Raw genomic sequence first — 18316 nt, forward strand, 5'->3', positions numbered from 1 at the left:
GGAATTGAGGTCATGCAATATTCTGATGAAGAAGAAAGAGGGTATCCCTGGTTCTTTTTTCATGCCAGTCAGCCCTGGGTACGTAGTACGCTTATATCGCTGGTAATTCTTGCCGCCTGTGTAGGTTTTTTTATATGGGCGACGCGTGTCAGCGATGATCAGGGAGGCGATAGCTTTGCTGGCCTTGTTCTCGCCATCGTGGGAACGACTTTCATGATTATGGCATCTGTCGGTTTTACTCTGCGCAGACAGGCCCGCAAGCGCCATGTGGGACAACTCAACGCGCTCTTGAACTGGCATGTTTGCTTCGGCGTGATTGCGCTGATCGTGCTGTTCCTGCATTCGTTCGGAAACTTTAACCCACGCTCTGGCACCTATGCCCTTTATGGCATGATTGCGCTCGTCATCTGTGGCGCTATTGGACGCCTGCTTGATCGTATGATGCCTCGTATGATTGCACAACAGGCCCGCAAAGCCCTCACTGTTCAGGGTGAAGATCGCATGGAATCCATTTCGCGCAAATTGGAGTCTATCGTGGTCCATAATAGACAGGAGCTACGGGCCTTTGAGCCGACTCCAAGCAGGGGCAGAACCGTCAACGCGCCCCAAGCTTCGGCACAGCAGGGACTTTTGCAGGATTCGTGGGATATGGCCTTTATCTCGTTGGATGAAACTCCGCAGGAGTTGCGGCGCGATAACAGCCAGTATCGCTTTGTGCCCGATCAGAGAAGCTCGTTAACTCGGCCTGGTGCGCTTTATCCCGGTGCCGATGAGCATATAGGAGCAATTAAGGAAATACAGCATGCGCTCAGGCAGGAGACGCTGTTTCGCTATATTATTCGCTTCTGGCGCGTTTTCCATATCGCTCTGGCTATCGTGACGGTGGGCCTGACGCTGTGGCATATTGAATATGCGCTCGTCCTGGTCTTTCCGGCGATCCAGAAGTTTGGCTTCGGCTATCTGCTGCCCTGGCCCTGATACTTTGCTAGATATCCTCCCCTGGACCCCTGGTGTACCGCACACACACCGGGGGTCCATTTGTTCCTCTGAGAACAGCATTTCAGTTCACCAGTACCTTTTCGTCTTTCCCTGAAGAAAAGAATATTCCTGGGTAATATTGATATCGTATAGACCAGCATGCACTTTACAACGAATAGTGCATGCTATACGTATTATAAATGTGCATGGATCGCTGAAGAGAGAGATCAGAGGAAGATGAAGGAGGGTATCATGCCGATGTTACAACAATCAACGCGATCATCTGAGCCGCAACCGCTGGTTCAGCCCCGGCGACGCGACGTTTTTTTACATGGCGTAAAAACTTTTCGTTTACTGGGTGCGCTGATGCGTGAGTCGCGCATTCCGATTATACGCAAAGTTCTTTTCTTAGGCTCGATTGCAGCTTTACTGGTTATACTCATTTTTCCCGATATTCTTGATTCGACCATCTTAGGAACGCTGTTGCCACTGGTGGGAGTTGTCCTGGGCGTACCGATCGATGCTGGTATGGATTGGATCGCGTTCTCACTGGTGATTGTAAACCTGCTGCGTTTCTTCCCGGCTGAACTGGTTTCCGAACACTACCGTAACATTTTTGAACGATAGCTCCTTCAACGTCGCGCACACCTGCTGAGGAGAGAGGCAGGTGTGCATTTGTTTGTGTGGGGTCTTTTATCCAGGTTTCCCATCCAGATGGATTTTATCGTTGGAAGTGACGGGTCGGAAGCCTTTTCCATCGTTGATAAAGACGGAGAGTTGATCCTGGCTGGGCAGGTGAATGTGAATAATCATATCTGTGCGCTTGTCATCGTTGACATCTTTAAATTCAACGGTGATGGGTGCGAGGTCGCCGCCATCGCCTGCGATATAGACGGGTGCGACGTAGCTCACGGATTTAGCGGGATCTCCTGCTTTAAATTCGATCACAATCGCCTGACGATTCAGGTTGACGGCGATAAAGTGGCTGGGATGTTCGGGACTGTCGCCATGTCCCACAACGGCATCCGTTTGAAAAGTGCGGGGATTGCCATAAATCACGTCGTTATAGCGTTGGATACCCCAGGCCAGGAATGTAGAACCGATCAGCCAGAGGGCCAGCATTGCCAGCATGCCAACTCCCAGCGGCAGTAGCCAATGCACATTCTTCTGCGCCTTTTTCTTAGGCGGTGGTGGGGGTGCTGGCTTCTCGAAGGTGCGTGTCTGGCGCGCAAGATCTCGTGTGCGTTGGCGACGAGGAACAGCAGGAGGCGGAGGAGATTGTGGACCGGTCGTACGTTGTTGTAGATATGGTACAACACTTGTTGGAGTACGTGGATTGTCTGCCATCCCTACATCAAATGCATATTCATCGGTTTGAGATCCCGCACCTGTCTTGCCAGTTTTTTGCGCTATCGGCAAATTCAGCGGCTCTGCTTCTCCTGTACTCCTGGTTGCACGCCGCCTCTGTTGAGACTGCTCACCCATGCGGCAAGGCTCTCCCTTTCTCCAGGTGCAAGAACATCTTCCTGCGATCCATTGCTACCCGTATAGAAAAAAACGAAAAACAAGGAAGCTGTGCATCCGCACTGCATCGAAAGCTATCATACTATCCGAACGGTATCATTGTCAAATAGAACGTTTCTTCCTGTCTCTTTTTGTCTGATTCTTTCTCTTTTTGTTCGATATTTTGAGGCATTGCAACAAGCAATAGGAAAAGTAAGATAAAAGAGAAGAGGGAGAACGAGCGACTCTATCTGCGTTTTCCCTCTTCTGGATGTGATAAAAATGATGGAAATGCTGTTAATCTGAGTTATCGATACCGTGTTGGGCAAGCAAATATTTCATTTTTTGCAAGCCCAGGCGCATTCGTCCTTTGACGGTTCCTAGAGGCAGATGCCAGTGTTCGGCGATCTCAGCGTGGGTATAGCCGCCGAAATAGCCAAGCTCGATAACCTGACGTTGCTCCTGGGGAAGCTGGGCCAGGATGTTGTGCAGTAGCGCGCTACGTTCTTCCTGCCAGACAACCTCCCATATTTCAGTTTTCTTTGTGAGCGTGGTTGACTCTGGCGTACAGGTAGATGCTGGTTCGTTGACGTTTTCTAATGATGTATATTGATGATCGCGGTGGGCTGCTGCTCGCACGCAGTCGATGGCTCGATGATGAACGATAGCCTGGAGCCAGCTGCGTACACAGCCATATTGTTCTTGATAAGAAGCAGCCTTCCTCCATATGGAAAGAAATGCGTCCTGCACGATATCCTCAGCAGTAGAGCAGTCGTGGACGATGCGATATGCCAGAGCATAGGCGTACTTGGCATATCGTTCATACAGTACCTCCATTGCCATGCTCCCGCCTGTGGAAATCTCCAATAACAGATTCTCATCGCTGACATGCTCCCAGCCCCTCACCGGGTATGTCTGGGTCGGCTGATGATGAATGGGTATTGATCGTTGTCTACATTGTGGAGGATTGCTTTGTTGGGCTGCGTTGCCCGGAAAGAAATGCGCCCACCCGGTTGTCGGAGAGAGCGGTGGTGAAATAGCAAAGGCACGGGTCATAAATCTGATACCTCCATCTGGCTGATCTTTTTTCTGGTTAGTGCAAGTGTACTGATTGGCTATTACCTCTTTGTTACCGCTGGATTACCGCTACTTCGCTCAATTATCTGTACAAAAGTTTTTCATATATTCGTCATATTGACATATAGGTAATTAATATGGATAATTAAAAACGGATACCCGTAGAAAGGCATCACATTTACGCAACAGCAGTGAAATTTCTGAAAAGAAGCACTGTCTGATTTGTTGTGATATACGTGCATGGGGAGTTGATGAGGCTGATTGGTGAGGCTGTAAGTACGCCTGATTGCGAGGTTGAAGATGATAGAAGCTCCTGCATCCCTTGAAGTGGTGACTCTTGGTCGCTTTGCTGTACGTCGTCACCATGATCTGCTGAGCGGAGGGAACTGGAATCGGCGTAAGGTTGTAGACCTCTTCAAGCTTTTGATTACGGCGGAGCAACACCGGTTGCATCGCGAGCAAATTCAAGAGATCCTCTGGCCCTCAGCAGCTGATGAGCAGGCCGCAAGCTCTTTTGGCAAGACGCTCTATCTGTTGCGGCGCGCGCTAGAACCAGAACTTGCCAGGGGTGCCACCTCCACCTATTTGGGCCTCGATCACGATGTTTTGCATCTCATCCCTGAGAGTATTGGTATCGATGCAGATCGTTTTGAAAGTGCCGTTAAACAATTACAGATTGTAGTACGCAACCACTCTATAGAGAATGGCAACTCATCACCGGATGATCTCAGCCTGTTAAACGAGTTCGATCGTGTGCTGAACCTCTATCTAGGAGATTATCTGCCTGAAGATCTCTATGAGGATTGGAGTCTACGGCGGCGAGATCGCCTGCGTCGAATGCACTCCTGGCTTTTAGAGCATGCTGCTATGCTGGCGGTGGCCTGCAAGATGGGGCAACGCGCCTCCGAATATCTCCAGGCGTTGCTTGAGCATGATGCCACCGATGAGCAGACGCATCGTTTGCTCATGCTTGTCTATGCTCGTATGGGCAGGAGGAATGAGGCGCTGTATCAGTTTCACCTCTTGCAAGAGACGTTAAGAGATGAACTACGTGCTCAACCTTTGCCAGAAACTCTTGATCTCTATCACGCTATTCAGGCCGGACACATTATCTCTGATCTGGCCCCTACGCTGAGTCTTCCTCCTGAGAGAACATTCGATATGATGGGAGCAGGCCACCTCTTTCCACCTGTTGAAGATGTGGTGGGGCAGCCCCTTTCAGAAGAAAAGAGGCCGCTGGCGACCGAAGGTGTGGTTGAGGAGATGAGGGAAGATTGTTCGCTTTTGGAGATCCCTGACTCTGATCTGTTGCAGGGCGTGCTGGTCGAGCGAGAGGAAGAAATGCAGCGCTTACAACGGTTATATGCTCACGTGCGCAACGGCAGCGGTGGGAGTACCGTTATTTATGGCGAGCCGGGTATTGGCAAGACGCGGCTTGCCCGTGAATTTATGCGCTGGGTTGAGGCGCAACGAGCGGGTGTGGTCTTCTGGGGAGGCTGCTATGAGATGGCGGGTTCGCTTCCCTATCATCCCTTCATCGAGGCGCTCACGGCTTTTGTACACGCGAGCAGCGATGAAGAGTTGCATCATCTCTTCTTATCCTCTCCTCAAAAAAGTATGGCGACGCACGCTGAGCAGCAACAGGAAGCTGTGGCGGGAACGTATGCCAATCATCTTGCCCGAATCGTGCCCGAATTGCGCTATAGGTTGCCCTCGCTGGTCCCAACGGAGCTGGGCGAGCCAGAGATGGAGCGTAGCAACCTTTTTGCGGCTGTCTCTCACTTTTTCAATATGCTGGCGATGGAGCGCCCTGTCGTTATTATTCTGGATGATCTGCAATGGGCGGATACAGCGACAATCCAACTGCTCAGCTATTTGATGCTCGCCCCTGTTCCCTCTCTTTCGTCTGCCGCGCGGCCGCTCTATGTACTGCTCTATCGCTCGAACGAGGTGCATGAAAGCCATGCTTTGAGAGGGCTGCTGGCCTCGCTTGCCCGTTTTCGTAAGATGGAGGAGTTGCGCCTGAAGCGGTTGAGCGAGGAGGCAGTCAAGCAACTCCTCGTCGAGCTTGCCGGACCCGACATCAGCGCCGTTTTTGTCAACGAGATTTATAAGCATACTGAGGGCAACCCCTTCTTCCTCGGCGAAACGCTGATCTCTCTATTGCATGAAGGCAAAGTGAAAAAAATGAATGGTCAATGGCAGACGATGGTGAGCCTGGACGAACTGGCTCTACCCCAGAGCATTCGCCTGTTGATAGAGCGGCGGCTCCTGCATCTCTCTCCTGAATGCCGCACGACGCTGGCCCTGGCCGCTGTGCTGGGTCGGCAATTTAGCTCCCAACTGTTGTGTACGGCTCGTAAGCTTAGTGAGGATAGCGTGGCCGAGCATATGGATGATGCCATTCGCCTGCATATTCTCTTTCCGCTTGCTGTGTCGAAAGGCCAGTCCTCGCACAAAGTGAGCCGGATGGAGGCTGATCTGGCTTTTACGCATGATAAGATCCGCGAGGTGCTATATCAATGGCTCAATCCTCTGCGCAGACGAACGATGCATCGCCAGGTTGCTCAGGCTATTGAGCTGCACGCCTCCTCGCTTAATACCTATGCTAGCTCGCTGGCGTATCACTATCAGCTGGCAGAAGATTACACAAGGGCTGTAGATTATTTTCTGCAAGCGGCCCGGCATGCATCTGAGGTATATGCGTTTGCTTATGCGGCTGAGTATATGGAGAAGGCGCTGGAATTGTTGATTGGTGATGAAGATCGTCAGAAGAGAGCAGAGTTGTTACAGCATTTAGCAGAAGAGGCGTATCTGTATATTGGGCGGCCCGATAAAGCGATTGAAGCGGGGTCAGCTTCCTGTGTGCTCTGGCGTTCACTGGGCGATCTTGAAAAAGAGGCCGAGACGCGGCTGGATGTGGCTTTTGCTTTCCACTGGCAGGGCCGTGAGGTGGAGGCGATCGAGTCGATCCAACATGCGCTGGAATGTTTGCAAAAGCTGCCCGAGTCGATCCGTTTGCACTCCAAAGCGCATGCTCAGTGGGGCATGGCAGCAGTCAATATTGGCGATACTCTCGTGGCTCGTGAGCAACTGCAACTGGCCGAACAATTACATGAGCAGTTAGGCGGCCACGATCCTTTTATCTCAGTGGTGACGCTGTGGTCCTGGAGCTGGTATTGCTGGCTGACCGGGAGCCTTCAGGATATGCTTTCCTATGCTTTACGTGCAGCTCAGGCCTGTCGCGAGACCTATAATCTGGGCTGGGAGCCGATGGCGACCTATTCGGCTGCCTGGGCATATATGCAGCTTGGACAGACTGAGGAGGGCCAGCAGATGGCTATCGAAACCCTCGAAAAAGCCAAGCGACATAATGCCGTCGGTGCCCAGGGCTGGGCCTATCTTGTGCTTTCTTTTACGTCCATGCAGCGTGGCCGCTGGGAGGAGTCACCGCGCTACGCAGAGAAGGCGATGGAGATAGCTCATATGCTCTCCGATCAGGATCTTCAGGCACGCGTGCTGTGGAGCCGCTCGATCTGTTCATGGTATCAGCATGATTGGGATCATGCCATCAGCACTATCTGCGAGGCCATTGCGACCTTGCAACAGGAGCGGGCTGTCTCGATGGTCTATCCCTATTTGCAAGCTCAGGCCGCCGTTGCCTATCTCTCAGCAGACTATCATGAACGCGCTCAACAATATCTCGATGAGGCCCGGCAGATCGCTCACGAACGCGGCTATCAACAGCTTATTGTGATTTGCAAGCAGATCCAGGCCGGTATCTGGCAGAAACAGGGCCGCTTCGAGGAGGCCGAGCAACTCTTCTCGCAAGCGCTAGATGAGGCGCAACAGCGTCATGATCCCTTGCAATATCGTCTGGCGTTAGCAGCATTCGGGCGGTTTTATCTCGCCCGTAATCGGGAAGGCGATTCAGCACGGGGCCAGGCGCTCATTGAGCATGCCAGAACATTCTTCACGGGCATTGCATCATAACTCCAGGCAGCCACTTTTTCTCTTCGCTATGCTAAAAACAACAATAGTATTGCACATGCTAAGGGAAGATTATCTATGCTCACGAACAAACAACTCGCGGTGGCCATTCAAGATGCCGTCGAACTGGAACGTAGTCGAATTGCCTGTGACCTGCACGATGGGGTGGCCCAGCAGCTTGCGCTCGCCCTTCTGAAGCTCGAATATCTCCAACATCTCCTCAATGCTGAGTCTAATCAACTGGCTCTGACAGAAATACAAAAAACGATCACCATCATTCAGGGTAGCCTGGTGGAGTTACGCCACTGTATCACTTCCGCTGTACCACTCCAATTAACACGCTATGGCCTATCCTCTGCCATGCACAATCTCTTAGAGGAATATTGCAGCGAGGGTTTGCAGATCGCTTACGAGTGCGATGATCTGCTTGATATTCCGATCTCGCTGGAGGTCTGCATTTATCGCTTTGTACAGGAAGCGCTCAATAATATTCGTAAACATGCTCGCGCAACTCGGGCAACTATTCGTTTGCACTCGGCGACTGAGGCGCTGGAGATCGTGGTAGAGGATAATGGTTGTGGCCTACCCGACAACCTTCACACTCAAGGCGCAGGTTTACAGATAATGCACGCGCGCGTTCAAAGCCTGGGGGGATCGTGGCAGATCAGAAGCCAGCCTGGACAGGGAACAACTATTCAGGTCAGCTTTCCTCATAGCCACATTGCGGAATGCTAAATTTTCATTGAAGAAGTTGAATATGATACTATCAAAGAGCAATGTTCTGTTCTCTTAGCTTTTCCCTTAGCATTTTTCGATAAAGGAGCAAACTTTGACACCTCTAACGCATGATTTGAAACTTTCCCCTGATGCACCGATAGACTTGCACATGCACACTACGTACAGCGATGGGCGCTGGCCTGCTCAACAGTTAATAGATTATCTGGTCGCCGAGGGCTTTGCGCTGGTTGCGGTAACTGATCATGACCGTGTTGATACGGTGGCTGGTATCCAGGTGTTGGCAGCGGAAAAGCAATTGCCTGTGCTGGCAGGTGTGGAGGTCAGTACGGAGTGGAATGGGAAGATGGGCCACGTCCTGTGCTATGGTTTTAATCCAGAACAGAACGATCTTTATCCTCTTACTCAGAAGGTGGTCCGCCTTCAGTTAGAGAATACCCATGAGGTGCATGCAGAGTTGCAGCGCCAGGGCTATGAGTTTCCACGTCAGCAGGAAGTGCTGGCACAGAACGGCGGCAAGTTGTCTCGTCCTATCGATAACGCCACCTTGTTGGTCCAGCATGGCTATGCGCCCAACACCCAGGCGGCGCTCGCAATGATTACTAAAGCCGGATTCCGCTCGATTGTGGCGGATATGGCAGAGACAGTGGAGGCGGCTCATAAAAGTGGTGCCGTGAGCCTGATCGCTCATCCAGGGCGGCGCGAGAGAGGCTTCACATTTTACGAACCATCTTTGCTCGACCAGTTACGCGCCGAAATACCGATTGATGGCATTGAGGTTTATCATCCTTATCATAGCTCGGAGACGATTCGGATTTTCGAGGAATATGTGCAAAAAAATCATCTGCTGTATAGCACTGGCTCTGATTCACATAGCCTGCCAGGGCGCATGCCTATCAAACATCGTGCTGAGATCAGTCGCCTGTTGCTTGAGCAACTTGGTATTTCAATTCATTGATGCGATTCAGCAACCCTCCAAATGTTTCATAACACCATAAAAGGATGCAAGTCAATGTAACTTGCATCCTTTTATAGTGTAAAAAGCTATTTAGTAGCTTTGTACCAATCGGTCGTTGTCAGTCCCGGATATGATACCGTCTTTTTAACAATGCCGCTGGGTGGAGGCGGGAACGGAGCGATTGGATTCCCTTTTTCCGCCAGGAGAATGCTATCGTGCCAGATGGGGGCCGCACCATCGACGCCGGTAACATCCTTCATCGCCTCATTATCATTGTTGCCAGCCCAGACGCCGACCACATAGTTTGTGGTGTAACCAACCGTCCAGTTGTCGCGGAAATCGTTGGAGGTGCCGGTTTTCACGGCTGCCGGACGGATCGGACCGGGCTTGCCTGCGTAACATTGCTGTTGTGTGGTGCTGTAGAGGTAAAGCACGCTGCATTTACCAAATTCAAAGGTACGCGAGGTGTTGTCGCTTAATACGTCTGTGATCATAAATGCCGCTTGCTTGCTCAAGACACGCTGCCCGATGGGCTGGAAGTGGAAAATGGTTTTGCCGGTCGTGTCCTTCACGGTATCGATGGCATGAGGAGGAATGCGGATGCCTCCGGTCGCGAAGGTGCCAAACGCGGCGGTCATATCCAGCAGGTGAACGCTCAATGAGCCAAGCACGAGGGTATAGTTGGGCGTCCCTTCGTACTTTGTGATGCCCATGTCTGTTGCCGTTTTCATAGCGGGATCGATGCCAGTTTGCATCAACAGCTTGACGGCTGGGATGTTGAAAGAGTTTTGCAAGGCGTAGCGGTATGTAATCAGGCCATGAAACGACTGATCGTAGTTCTGGGGCGTATAAGATGGCAGGCCGCAGCACATTTGAATTGTGAGCGGTCCATCAAGAACCGGCGTGCCTGGGCTGATACCGTGATCGAAAGCGGTGGCATAGATGAAGGGCTTGAAGGCTGAACCCGGTTGGCGGAAGCCCTGTGAGGCCACATCGAACGCTCCATCGTTTGGATTGTTGGGATCAATATTGCCCTGTAACGTGCGGATCGCGCCGTTGCGATGATCGATAATTACCACCGCTGCGTTCGACATATTATGCACCTTTGCCATCTTCGCAATATGGTTCTGCGCAATTTTCAATACCTGGTTCTGCAATTGCTGGTCAAGCGTGGTTGAGACAATCAGGCCGGAACGCGAGAGGTCTTTGACTTTGACATGCAACTCCTGGGCCAGTTCGTTGAGCGCGTAATGGACGAAGTGGGGGGCGGCAGTATTTTTGATGGTGCCACGCTTCAGGAAGTTTGGCTGTTTCACTTCGTCTATAGCTTTTGCTCGCTCAGCTGCTGTGATATAGCCTTGCAGGTACATCTGCTTCAGCACTTCTTCCACACGTGCCTGAGCCGCCTTTGGATGCAGGTAGGGATCGCGTGCAATAGGTGAACTAGGAATACCTGCCAGCATCGCGGCCTGGGCTATATCTAATTGTTGGGCCGCCGTTTGCGTGGCCGTATCGTGGAGGTTGAAGTAGGTGAAAGCCGCTGCGTTGGCTCCATAGGCCTGCTCTCCATAATAGATGGTGTTGAGATACATTTCCAGTATCTGCTCTTTGGTGTAGTGCCTCGTGACATCGGGAGCCAGGATAATCTCCTGGAGCTTACGGGTTGCAGTGACTTGATCGCCCACGATAGCATTTTTAATGAGCTGCTGGGTGATGGTGCTGGCACCTGATACCACCTGCTTGGTGGTGAGATCAGACAGAGCCGCACGAACAATGCCGGTAATGTCATAGCCTGGATTGTTCCAGAAGTTTTGATCTTCAATGGCAATTTCTGCGTTTTGGAGGTGTTTTGAGATTTTCGAGAGCGGAACTGTTGTTTGCAGTCCTTGATCGATGGCCTGGTAGATCAGTGTACCTTTTGAATCATAGAGCTTGACATTATCTTTTGGTAAAATATCTTGTAGCGTCGTGACATCTTGCCCGTAGCGCTGCTGGGTTGCGCCGTTCAATGCTGTATACGCGACCAGTACGCTCGCAAGGACGACGAGGGCGGCGAGCGTACTGAGTGCGATAGGCATAATGCCCCATCTGGTTCCTTTTTGATCGGTTTGCAGATAGCGCATGTTGCTTAGACGCAGATTCTTGCGCTTGAGATGACGCTTGAAGTGCCACCCCTGGGGATGCTCCCTATGGTGAGTTGCTTCATAATAGACTCCGCGTACAGGTTCCGGGGGAATATCGTTGAGCCGCTGGGCGGCGGCTGCACGGCTATTTGCTGGCAATTTAGCAGGAGTAATCGTTCGGTGCGTGGCTTTTTGTTCGTCCGCACTTGTTGAGACTACAGGGATCTCTTTCTCATTTGATGACCGTGGCGCGTGCTGTTCGGTCTTCATCCCTCACCTCTCTTTTCTTCCATATTTTCATAATTCTTACACGATGGAACGGGATTGTTCGCTGATATTGCTTTCGTTGAAATGGGACAATGATACTCAGATCATTCGCTCTACTTATAGAAGTATCATGGCTTGTAAACTCATCAATATGTTAAGAAAGTATCGGTTTACTACATATATACGGGGACGGTTTCCCTGCTGGGAAGTGTGCGGTTTGCCGCCTTGTCATATCTCATCAAATGACACTAGAAGCCCGAACACTGCCATATCCTATCTACACGCCCCTATATAGTAACGCGGGGAATCTGAGGATGGTAACGAAGTAGGAGTAAGAAATTATATATAAAATAGACTCATCTGATTGAAGCTATAAGCGCGACTACATAAATAGTGGCTATTCGGACTTCTTGAGCGCGTATCCTACGTAGGAGACGCCCTTAAACCAGCCCGGGCCGAGCGTGAGGCGGCCTCTAGTGAGGCGCGGCATGAAGCCGGACATCTCTTGCACCTCTAAGCGATGAGCGCCGAGGACGTGGCGCAGTTCACGAGGCTTGATGAAGTGGTGGTAGTCGTGCAGGCCCGGCACCAGTCCGCTTTTACGGAAGAAGCGCTCACCGATCCAGATGAGTGCCAGACGCGAGAGGAATGTACGGTTGATGGTATCGAAGATGAAGATGCCGCCCGGTGCTAGCACGCGGGAGATCTCTTTGATGGTGGAGTTGAGATCCTGAACATGTTCCAGTACATCCAGTGATACGATAACGGAGAAGCTGCCATCTGCATATGGTAGTGTTTCGGCATAGCCCTGTTGAAAATGGACATTTTGCCCCAGGTTGCTGCGTTTAATATGCTCTCGTGCTGACTCCAGTGCTGCTGCTGAGGGATCGATGCCTTCAGCTATTGCTCCACGTCGCGCCAGATGTTCGCAGATCAGACCGCCACCGCAGCCAACCTCTAAGATCTCCTGTTGCCGTAGCGCGTGTTGACCAAAGGTGCGGTTGATGCATGATTCAATATAGTCGATGCGCTCGTTGGTGATCTGGAAGAGGAGACAGCTCTGGTCCCACCAGTTATAGGATGAAAAGATATCTTCCTGGCTCTGCTTCTGCTGTACCGGCTTGAACATGCACGCGTACCTCGTTCATGCAAAAATTTTGTCGGCTGTGACCTCAGAAATAGTCTGTTTGTTTCTCCATTGCTATAGCCATAACCAGCCTCCTTTGATCAACACTTACCACGTACTATCCATAATACCATATGAACCTCTAAATACAAGCATCCTTGCTGTTCTGTCCTGCTTCCATGCAGCATCAGATTATAGTGTGTCCTTTTCAGCTTTTATTGTTGGCATAACCTGTTTTGCGAAAAGTTGGAGCGTTTCTGTATCATGGCGGAAAAACGAGCTGATAAAGTATTGAACTCCCGCCGAGGCAAGCGCCCGGTAAGAGGTGATGACCTCCTGTGGCGTGCCTGCAATCATACTTGATGCAAACATCTTGAGATACCCCTGTGGCAGACCATCAAGCTTTGCCTGTAGCGCTTCGTGTGTCTCAGCCAGGATAAGCGGCATTGTCAGATGGCTACGCAGAACCGAGTCATACGGACGATTTTCGGCCTCGCAATGTTGATGCAACACAGCGTATTTGCGCACTATATCATCGACCTGATAAGCTCCTCCCATAACGGCGTGTGCGCCAAAGTTTGCGATATCGGCGTAGCGTGCCACCTGCCGGAGCGTCACTTTCTCGCCTCCACCAGCGATTAAAAGCGGAATGTGGGGTTGTTGTACCGGACCACCGGGCAGGGGTGCCTGTTGCGTTTGCAAGCGTGTGCCCTGATAGGTGAAATCCTCGCTTTGCCACAGGCTCGTAATGGTTTGCACAGCCTCCTCTAGTGCCTGTTGACGTGCTTTTGTGCTGAGCAATGGAACTCCGAGCAGCTCGAACTCCTGTGGCAAGTCTCCAATGCCGACGCCTAGAATGATGCGTCCATTGCTCAGGCGGTCCACGTCGGCAGCCAGACGCGCGAGCAGGGCCGGACTGCGATAGAAAATGCAATTGACCAGCGTTCCCAGACGGAGCTTGCTGGTTGCCTGAGCTGCGATGGTCAGGGTGGTCCAGCAGTCTTGATATAGGAATGGATGGTCGCTGGCCCAGTACGAATCGAAGCCAAGACCTTCCGCCATCTGCACCCAATCGCCCAGTTGGAGCCAATCGTTGCCCTGATCTATAATCATGCCACCGAAGCGAATCGTATGCTGCCCCTCAGCAACCCAGGGATGTGTAATCCGTGTAGAATGCTCATGCTCATGACTGTTTTTCATGTCGTCCTCCTTCAAGGTGCCAACTTAGTTGTTATTTCTGAGAGAAGTCTAACAGGGGAATGATGACAGCCCTATGTCACTATTCGCCGTAGCGGTTTGCAATCTCCTGCGCCATCTGTCGGACCAGGGTGCGCAACGTTTCGGGGGCAAGTATTTCAGCGTCGGAGCCAAAACTAAGGAGCAGACGAGCGAGCCAGTCGTTTTCAGCAGGCGGCCAGCGGAAACAGAGCAGCGCTTGTTCATTATCCAACGGTTTGATTGCCTCGCTAAAATAGGGGTTGCGCTCCATCATGAGGATGCCACGCGCAGTGAGTTTGATGCGAACCTCAGGGTGTGAGGGATGTTTGTAGGGGAGCCTGGATGGTAGAGGGCCATTGTGCTCTGGTGGGTTGGTTACATATACAGCAGTAAAGCGATCAACACGATAAGTTCGTTCCTCCTGATGATCCTGTGAGTAGGCGTCGCAATACCAGAAGCCTCCCGACGAATAGACATGGCGCGGCAGGATCGTTTGCTGAGAGGTTCTTTGTGCCGAATGATAGGTAACACAAAACCATTGCTCAAGGCGTGCCCCTTCGAGGAGTTGTTCTATAAACGGTGTGGTATAGCTGCGATTCGGGATATTGAGATGAAGCGTCTGCAATATCTGCTCCGTCTCAGGCTTGTGCTGGTCGGGGATCAACGCCTGAATCTTGGCGAGCAGAGATTCGCGCTCCTGTTGAAAAGGTGTTTGAGCGAGTTCGGAGATGCTGCTGAGTGCCAGGCGTAGCAGCACAGTTTCATGGAAAGTTAACTGGAGAGGCGTTAAAGAGTAGTTCGGCATCAGGCTATAGCCACCGTTTACGCCAACTTCGGTGACAATAGGAATGCCCATTTCACAGAGCGCCTCGATATCGCGAAACGCCGTCCGTTTGGACACTTCAAAACGACGAGCAATCTCGCCAGCCGTACGCCTGCCTCCCTGGAGCAGCAAAATAATAGCTGTTAGACGATCAATACGATTCACTTTTTTGGCTCCATCTCAAAACTTTCTTTAAAAAAACATTTTTCATTGATGAGGATAAACTCTATGGCTGGTTCTGTCAAAATAATCATCCTTTAATTACAGCTAATAAAAAGATTAAATATTTTTTGAGCTATATTACTATGCATCTTATAGGCTAATCTATCCATTTCATAAGATACCCCAACAAAAGTTACAGTAAAGTGGTATAATGGTGTCCAATATTGGCATCATTTGCTTTGGCGGAGAGAGGAAAAATCTTGTATGGCAATGTTTGAAAGTTTATCAAAGCGTCTTGAAGGTATATTCAGTAATCTTAGTGGGCAGGGCAAGCTGACCGAGGATGATGTGAATGCCGCACTGCGCGAGGTGCGCATCGCACTGATTGAGGCCGATGTCAACCTCAAAGTGGCCCGGCAGTTTGTTGAGCGCGTGAAGCAGAAGGCTATCGGCGCAGATGTGATGGGCAGCCTCTCCCCGGCGCAGCAGGTTCTCTCGATTGTAAACGAGGAATTGATCGAGGTTCTGGGCGGAACCGACGACAAGAATAAACTTGATCTAAGTGGCGCTCCCCCCAACGTTATCATGCTGGTTGGTTTACAAGGTGCCGGTAAAACAACGACCGCCGCGAAACTGGCAAACTACTTGCGCAAGCAAGGCTCTCGCCCTCTGATGGTGGCCGCCGATATGTATCGTCCCGCCGCCGTCAAGCAGCTGCAAACGCTCGGCAAACAGTTAACTGTTCCGGTCTACTCCGAACCGATGGGGGCCAATCCCGTTGATATCTGTGCGAATTCGATAGCTTATGCGCGTGAGCAGGCTTGCAACGTCGTTATTCTCGATACCGCTGGTCGTCTCAATATCGATGAGCGCATGATGAACGAGATCATCACGATTCGCAACCGCATTCAACCGCGCGAGGTGCTGCTGGTGGCCGACGCTATGACCGGTCAGGAAGCTGTACGCGTGGCACAGGACTTTAATCAAGCGGTTTCGCTCACTGGTATGATCCTCACCAAGATGGACGGCGATGCGCGAGGTGGTGCCGCGCTCTCCATTCGCTCTGTAACGGGCGTTCCGGTCAAATTTATGACGGTGGGCGAAAAAATGGATGCCCTCGAACCGTTCTATCCCGATCGTTTGGCCTCGCGTATCCTGGGTATGGGCGATGTGCTTTCGCTGATTGAGCGTGCGCAGGAGACGATTGACCAGGAAGAGGCGATGAAGGCCCAGGCCAAGCTGCAACAGGGCAAGTTTGACCTGGAAGATTTCCTCAGTGCGATGCGCCAGTTGAAACGCATGGGGCCGCTGCGTCAGGTGATGGAGATGTTGCCGGGCATGAACAAGCTCATGGACATGCCAGAGATGGAAGAGGCACTCGAAGGCGATCAACTGAAATATGTTGAGGCCATCATTCTTTCGATGACGCGCGACGAGCGGCGCAACCCGGATATTATCAATGGCAGCCGCCGCAGACGTATCGCTCGTGGTAGCGGCACTGGTGTTGAAGAGGTCAATCAACTGCTGAAACAATTTGCCGAGATGCGCACGATGATTCGTCAGGTCAGCAGTGGCAAAGGCCCCTGGGCACAGATGGCACGCCAGTTTGGAGGCGGTGCAGGTCTGCCCGGTGGCGCTGGTGTCCCGGCTCTGTCACGTCCCGGCGGCGGCAAAAAGACCGGCAAAGCTGCTCGTAAGGAAAAACGCAAACAGAAGGCGCGGGGTGGCAGGAGATAATTGGACTTGCCTGAAATAACTTCGCAGATAAAGGAGTAGAGGCCGGCCTCCACTCCTTTATCTGCGAAGTTATTTCAGGCTTGCATTTTTGGCAAATTTGTTGCCTAATAGATGTATCTGCTCTATGTCGTTTGTCGGATCGGGCGGGTGGGCCGCTACCGCTTATCGATACAAGTGTGGAGCATCGAATGCGTCAGGTGTCATCGCAACTTCAACAGGAACCTCCGCATGTGTTGCGTGCTGCGGCTACATATCAACTTGGTCCGCTGCAACGTATCTATGAACCGGGGCGTGAAGCCTACCTCTATCGTGTCATCAGTCTGTTCAGCATGATCGTTGGCTGCCTGATTCTCCTCTTCTTCTTCCTCGCTTATGAGAGCCTGTTTAGCGGCTGGCAGCTCTGGCAGGCAGTTCTGGTTCCGCTGATTGGCGTGATCTGGCTCTTGCTGGCAGCATGGATCTTTCTAACACCTTATATTCATCCGCGCCTACGCATCTTTGTGTATCGCAACGGACTGATCTATGCAAAAGGGAAGGCTGAGGTGCTGCGGTGGGATCAGATGGAGCGTGTCTGGAAAGATCTTGAGGTGGAGCGCAAAGGCTCCCTCTCAGTTCGGGCTTATACGGTGCGGCGTAGCGATGATACGCTGTTCGTCTTTACTGGAGAGCTAAAAGATGTTGAAGCGCTAGGCAGGTTGATTGAGGTAGAGATCACGAGGCGTCTCCTACCTCGTGCTCTGACTGCGTATCATGCAGGTGGGCCAGTAGTATTCGATGAGGTCGTGGTCAGTAGCTATGGCATTGGGGTGAGGCCTGGACGCAAATTGCTGCTGTGGGACGAATTTGATCGCATCAGCGTGGACGAGACGAAGCTTGCGCTTTATAAAAAGGGCGTGAAGGCTGCCTGGGTCGTCATCAAAATCGCAAGCATACCCAATGCGGGCATCTTGAAAGAGCTTATTCCCCATGTTCAGCGCGAAATACGATTAAAGCATATCCCTTGCGTCCTTGCCTATAACGCTGGCAAAATACAGACATTTGGAGCATTGTATGTGAGCAAGCGGGGCATTACAGTCAATAATGGAAGATGGCTGCTGCCCTGGAGCGAGATAGCTTGCGTGGGTGTCGGTGAGCATGAAGTGATGATTCGACGTAAAAGCAGGCAACCGGAATGGTATACTCTCCCCCTGTGGCAAGTGAGCGATCCAGCTGAGTTAAAAGCGCTAATCGATTATATTATGCGTGAAAAAGCCTGATCTATTGCCAATTGCCCCTGGTACTTTGGTCACGGTTTATAAGATGTATGGTTGTCATTCTCTAATGACCCTTTTACAATAACTAATGATCGGCATATGCGGCGAAAGAGCAAGCATGGCGTTGTTTGGAGCGGGGCGCGTTGCTCTTTTGTGATCTACTTCATTTTTCGGCTGTGAAAACGATTATAGTCTGATCAAATCACACCGGGTAATATCCATACTATACATGCTCTATCTTTAGCATTCTGCAAGTTCATCGCTCTTGCCTCTTCAGTATAACCACAAACGATGGATCGCTTCATTGCTTTACAGGAAGAAGAGAGTCATGCTTGCATGCAGGCTAGAGACAAGTTATTAATCCTA

At 51.3% G+C, this 18316-nt stretch carries 13 protein-coding genes; 7 read left to right on the forward strand and 6 right to left on the reverse strand.

What is annotated here, in order from left to right:
* Positions 1–12 precede the first annotated feature (12 nt).
* Together K3T83_RS20490 and K3T83_RS20495 are read left to right on the forward strand one after the other, a co-directional pair.
* Entirely contained in the window at positions 13–978 is a 966-nt protein-coding gene (locus tag K3T83_RS20490) for a YrzE family protein (protein ID WP_220204802.1), read from the forward strand.
* Positions 979–1230: 252 nt separating this feature from the next.
* A complete protein-coding gene (locus K3T83_RS20495) occupies positions 1231–1605 on the forward strand; it encodes a hypothetical protein (RefSeq protein WP_220204803.1) in 375 nt (124 codons plus the stop codon).
* A gap of 66 nt (positions 1606–1671) precedes the next feature.
* Here the strand turns inward: K3T83_RS20495 and K3T83_RS20500 are convergent, their stop codons facing one another.
* Positions 1672–2463: a hypothetical protein gene (locus K3T83_RS20500; RefSeq protein WP_220204804.1), complete on the reverse strand. Its 792-nt coding sequence runs from the start codon at positions 2461–2463 to the stop codon at positions 1672–1674.
* Between the two features lie 315 nt (positions 2464–2778).
* Positions 2779–3537 carry an RNA polymerase sigma factor gene (locus K3T83_RS20505; RefSeq protein ID WP_220204805.1) on the reverse strand — a complete coding sequence of 253 codons (759 nt, stop codon included), beginning with the start codon at positions 3535–3537 and terminating at the stop codon, positions 2779–2781.
* 321 nt (positions 3538–3858) lie between these two features.
* Between K3T83_RS20505 and K3T83_RS20510 the strand changes: the two genes are divergently transcribed.
* The 3 genes from K3T83_RS20510 (at position 3859) to K3T83_RS20520 (ending at position 9241) form a co-directional block, all read left to right on the forward strand.
* Entirely contained in the window at positions 3859–7551 is a 3693-nt protein-coding gene (locus K3T83_RS20510) for an ATP-binding protein (protein ID WP_220204806.1), read from the forward strand.
* Between the two features lie 75 nt (positions 7552–7626).
* On the forward strand, positions 7627–8283 hold the full coding sequence (locus K3T83_RS20515) for a sensor histidine kinase (RefSeq protein ID WP_220204807.1): 657 nt from the start codon (positions 7627–7629) through the stop codon (positions 8281–8283).
* Positions 8284–8377: 94 nt separating this feature from the next.
* On the forward strand, positions 8378–9241 hold the full coding sequence (locus K3T83_RS20520) for a PHP domain-containing protein (RefSeq protein WP_236064944.1): 864 nt from the start codon (positions 8378–8380) through the stop codon (positions 9239–9241).
* An 86-nt stretch (positions 9242–9327) separates the two neighbouring features.
* Here the strand turns inward: K3T83_RS20520 and K3T83_RS20525 are convergent, their stop codons facing one another.
* The 4 genes from K3T83_RS20525 to K3T83_RS20540 all read right to left on the reverse strand — a co-directional run bounded on the left by K3T83_RS20525 (position 9328) and on the right by K3T83_RS20540 (position 14963).
* Positions 9328–11634 carry a transglycosylase domain-containing protein gene (locus K3T83_RS20525; RefSeq protein WP_220204808.1) on the reverse strand — a complete coding sequence of 769 codons (2307 nt, stop codon included), beginning with the start codon at positions 11632–11634 and terminating at the stop codon, positions 9328–9330.
* A gap of 394 nt (positions 11635–12028) precedes the next feature.
* Complete coding sequence (ubiG, locus tag K3T83_RS20530; protein ID WP_220204809.1) at positions 12029–12760, reverse strand: bifunctional 2-polyprenyl-6-hydroxyphenol methylase/3-demethylubiquinol 3-O-methyltransferase UbiG; 732 nt, start codon at positions 12758–12760, stop codon at positions 12029–12031.
* Between the two features lie 189 nt (positions 12761–12949).
* On the reverse strand, positions 12950–13957 hold the full coding sequence (locus K3T83_RS20535; RefSeq protein ID WP_220204810.1) for an LLM class flavin-dependent oxidoreductase: 1008 nt from the start codon (positions 13955–13957) through the stop codon (positions 12950–12952).
* Between the two features lie 79 nt (positions 13958–14036).
* Positions 14037–14963 (reverse strand): helix-turn-helix transcriptional regulator, encoded by a 927-nt coding sequence (locus tag K3T83_RS20540; RefSeq protein ID WP_220204811.1) that lies wholly within the window; start codon positions 14961–14963, stop codon positions 14037–14039.
* Between the two features lie 267 nt (positions 14964–15230).
* Here K3T83_RS20540 and ffh point away from each other — a divergent pair, with 267 nt between their 5' ends.
* Both ffh and K3T83_RS20550 read left to right on the forward strand, forming a co-directional pair.
* Positions 15231–16697: a signal recognition particle protein gene (ffh, locus tag K3T83_RS20545; protein ID WP_373324604.1), complete on the forward strand. Its 1467-nt coding sequence runs from the start codon at positions 15231–15233 to the stop codon at positions 16695–16697.
* Between the two features lie 188 nt (positions 16698–16885).
* On the forward strand, positions 16886–17953 hold the full coding sequence (locus K3T83_RS20550) for a DUF6585 family protein (RefSeq protein WP_220204813.1): 1068 nt from the start codon (positions 16886–16888) through the stop codon (positions 17951–17953).
* Positions 17954–18316: the final 363 nt, after the last annotated feature.

The sequence above is a fragment of the Reticulibacter mediterranei genome (assembly GCF_016587455.1).

Coding starts and splice junctions, on each gene's coding strand:
- K3T83_RS20490 (WP_220204802.1), top strand. CDS start 13: ATGCAATATTCTGATGAAGAAGAAAGAGGGTATCCCTGGTTCTTTTTT.
- K3T83_RS20495 (WP_220204803.1), top strand. CDS start 1,231: ATGCCGATGTTACAACAATCAACGCGATCATCTGAGCCGCAACCGCTG.
- K3T83_RS20500 (WP_220204804.1), bottom strand. CDS start 2,463: ATGGGTGAGCAGTCTCAACAGAGGCGGCGTGCAACCAGGAGTACAGGA.
- K3T83_RS20505 (WP_220204805.1), bottom strand. CDS start 3,537: ATGACCCGTGCCTTTGCTATTTCACCACCGCTCTCTCCGACAACCGGG.
- K3T83_RS20510 (WP_220204806.1), top strand. CDS start 3,859: ATGATAGAAGCTCCTGCATCCCTTGAAGTGGTGACTCTTGGTCGCTTT.
- K3T83_RS20515 (WP_220204807.1), top strand. CDS start 7,627: ATGCTCACGAACAAACAACTCGCGGTGGCCATTCAAGATGCCGTCGAA.
- K3T83_RS20525 (WP_220204808.1), bottom strand. CDS start 11,634: ATGAAGACCGAACAGCACGCGCCACGGTCATCAAATGAGAAAGAGATC.
- ubiG (WP_220204809.1), bottom strand. CDS start 12,760: ATGTTCAAGCCGGTACAGCAGAAGCAGAGCCAGGAAGATATCTTTTCA.
- K3T83_RS20535 (WP_220204810.1), bottom strand. CDS start 13,957: ATGAAAAACAGTCATGAGCATGAGCATTCTACACGGATTACACATCCC.
- ffh (WP_373324604.1), top strand. CDS start 15,231: ATGTTTGAAAGTTTATCAAAGCGTCTTGAAGGTATATTCAGTAATCTT.
- K3T83_RS20550 (WP_220204813.1), top strand. CDS start 16,886: ATGCGTCAGGTGTCATCGCAACTTCAACAGGAACCTCCGCATGTGTTG.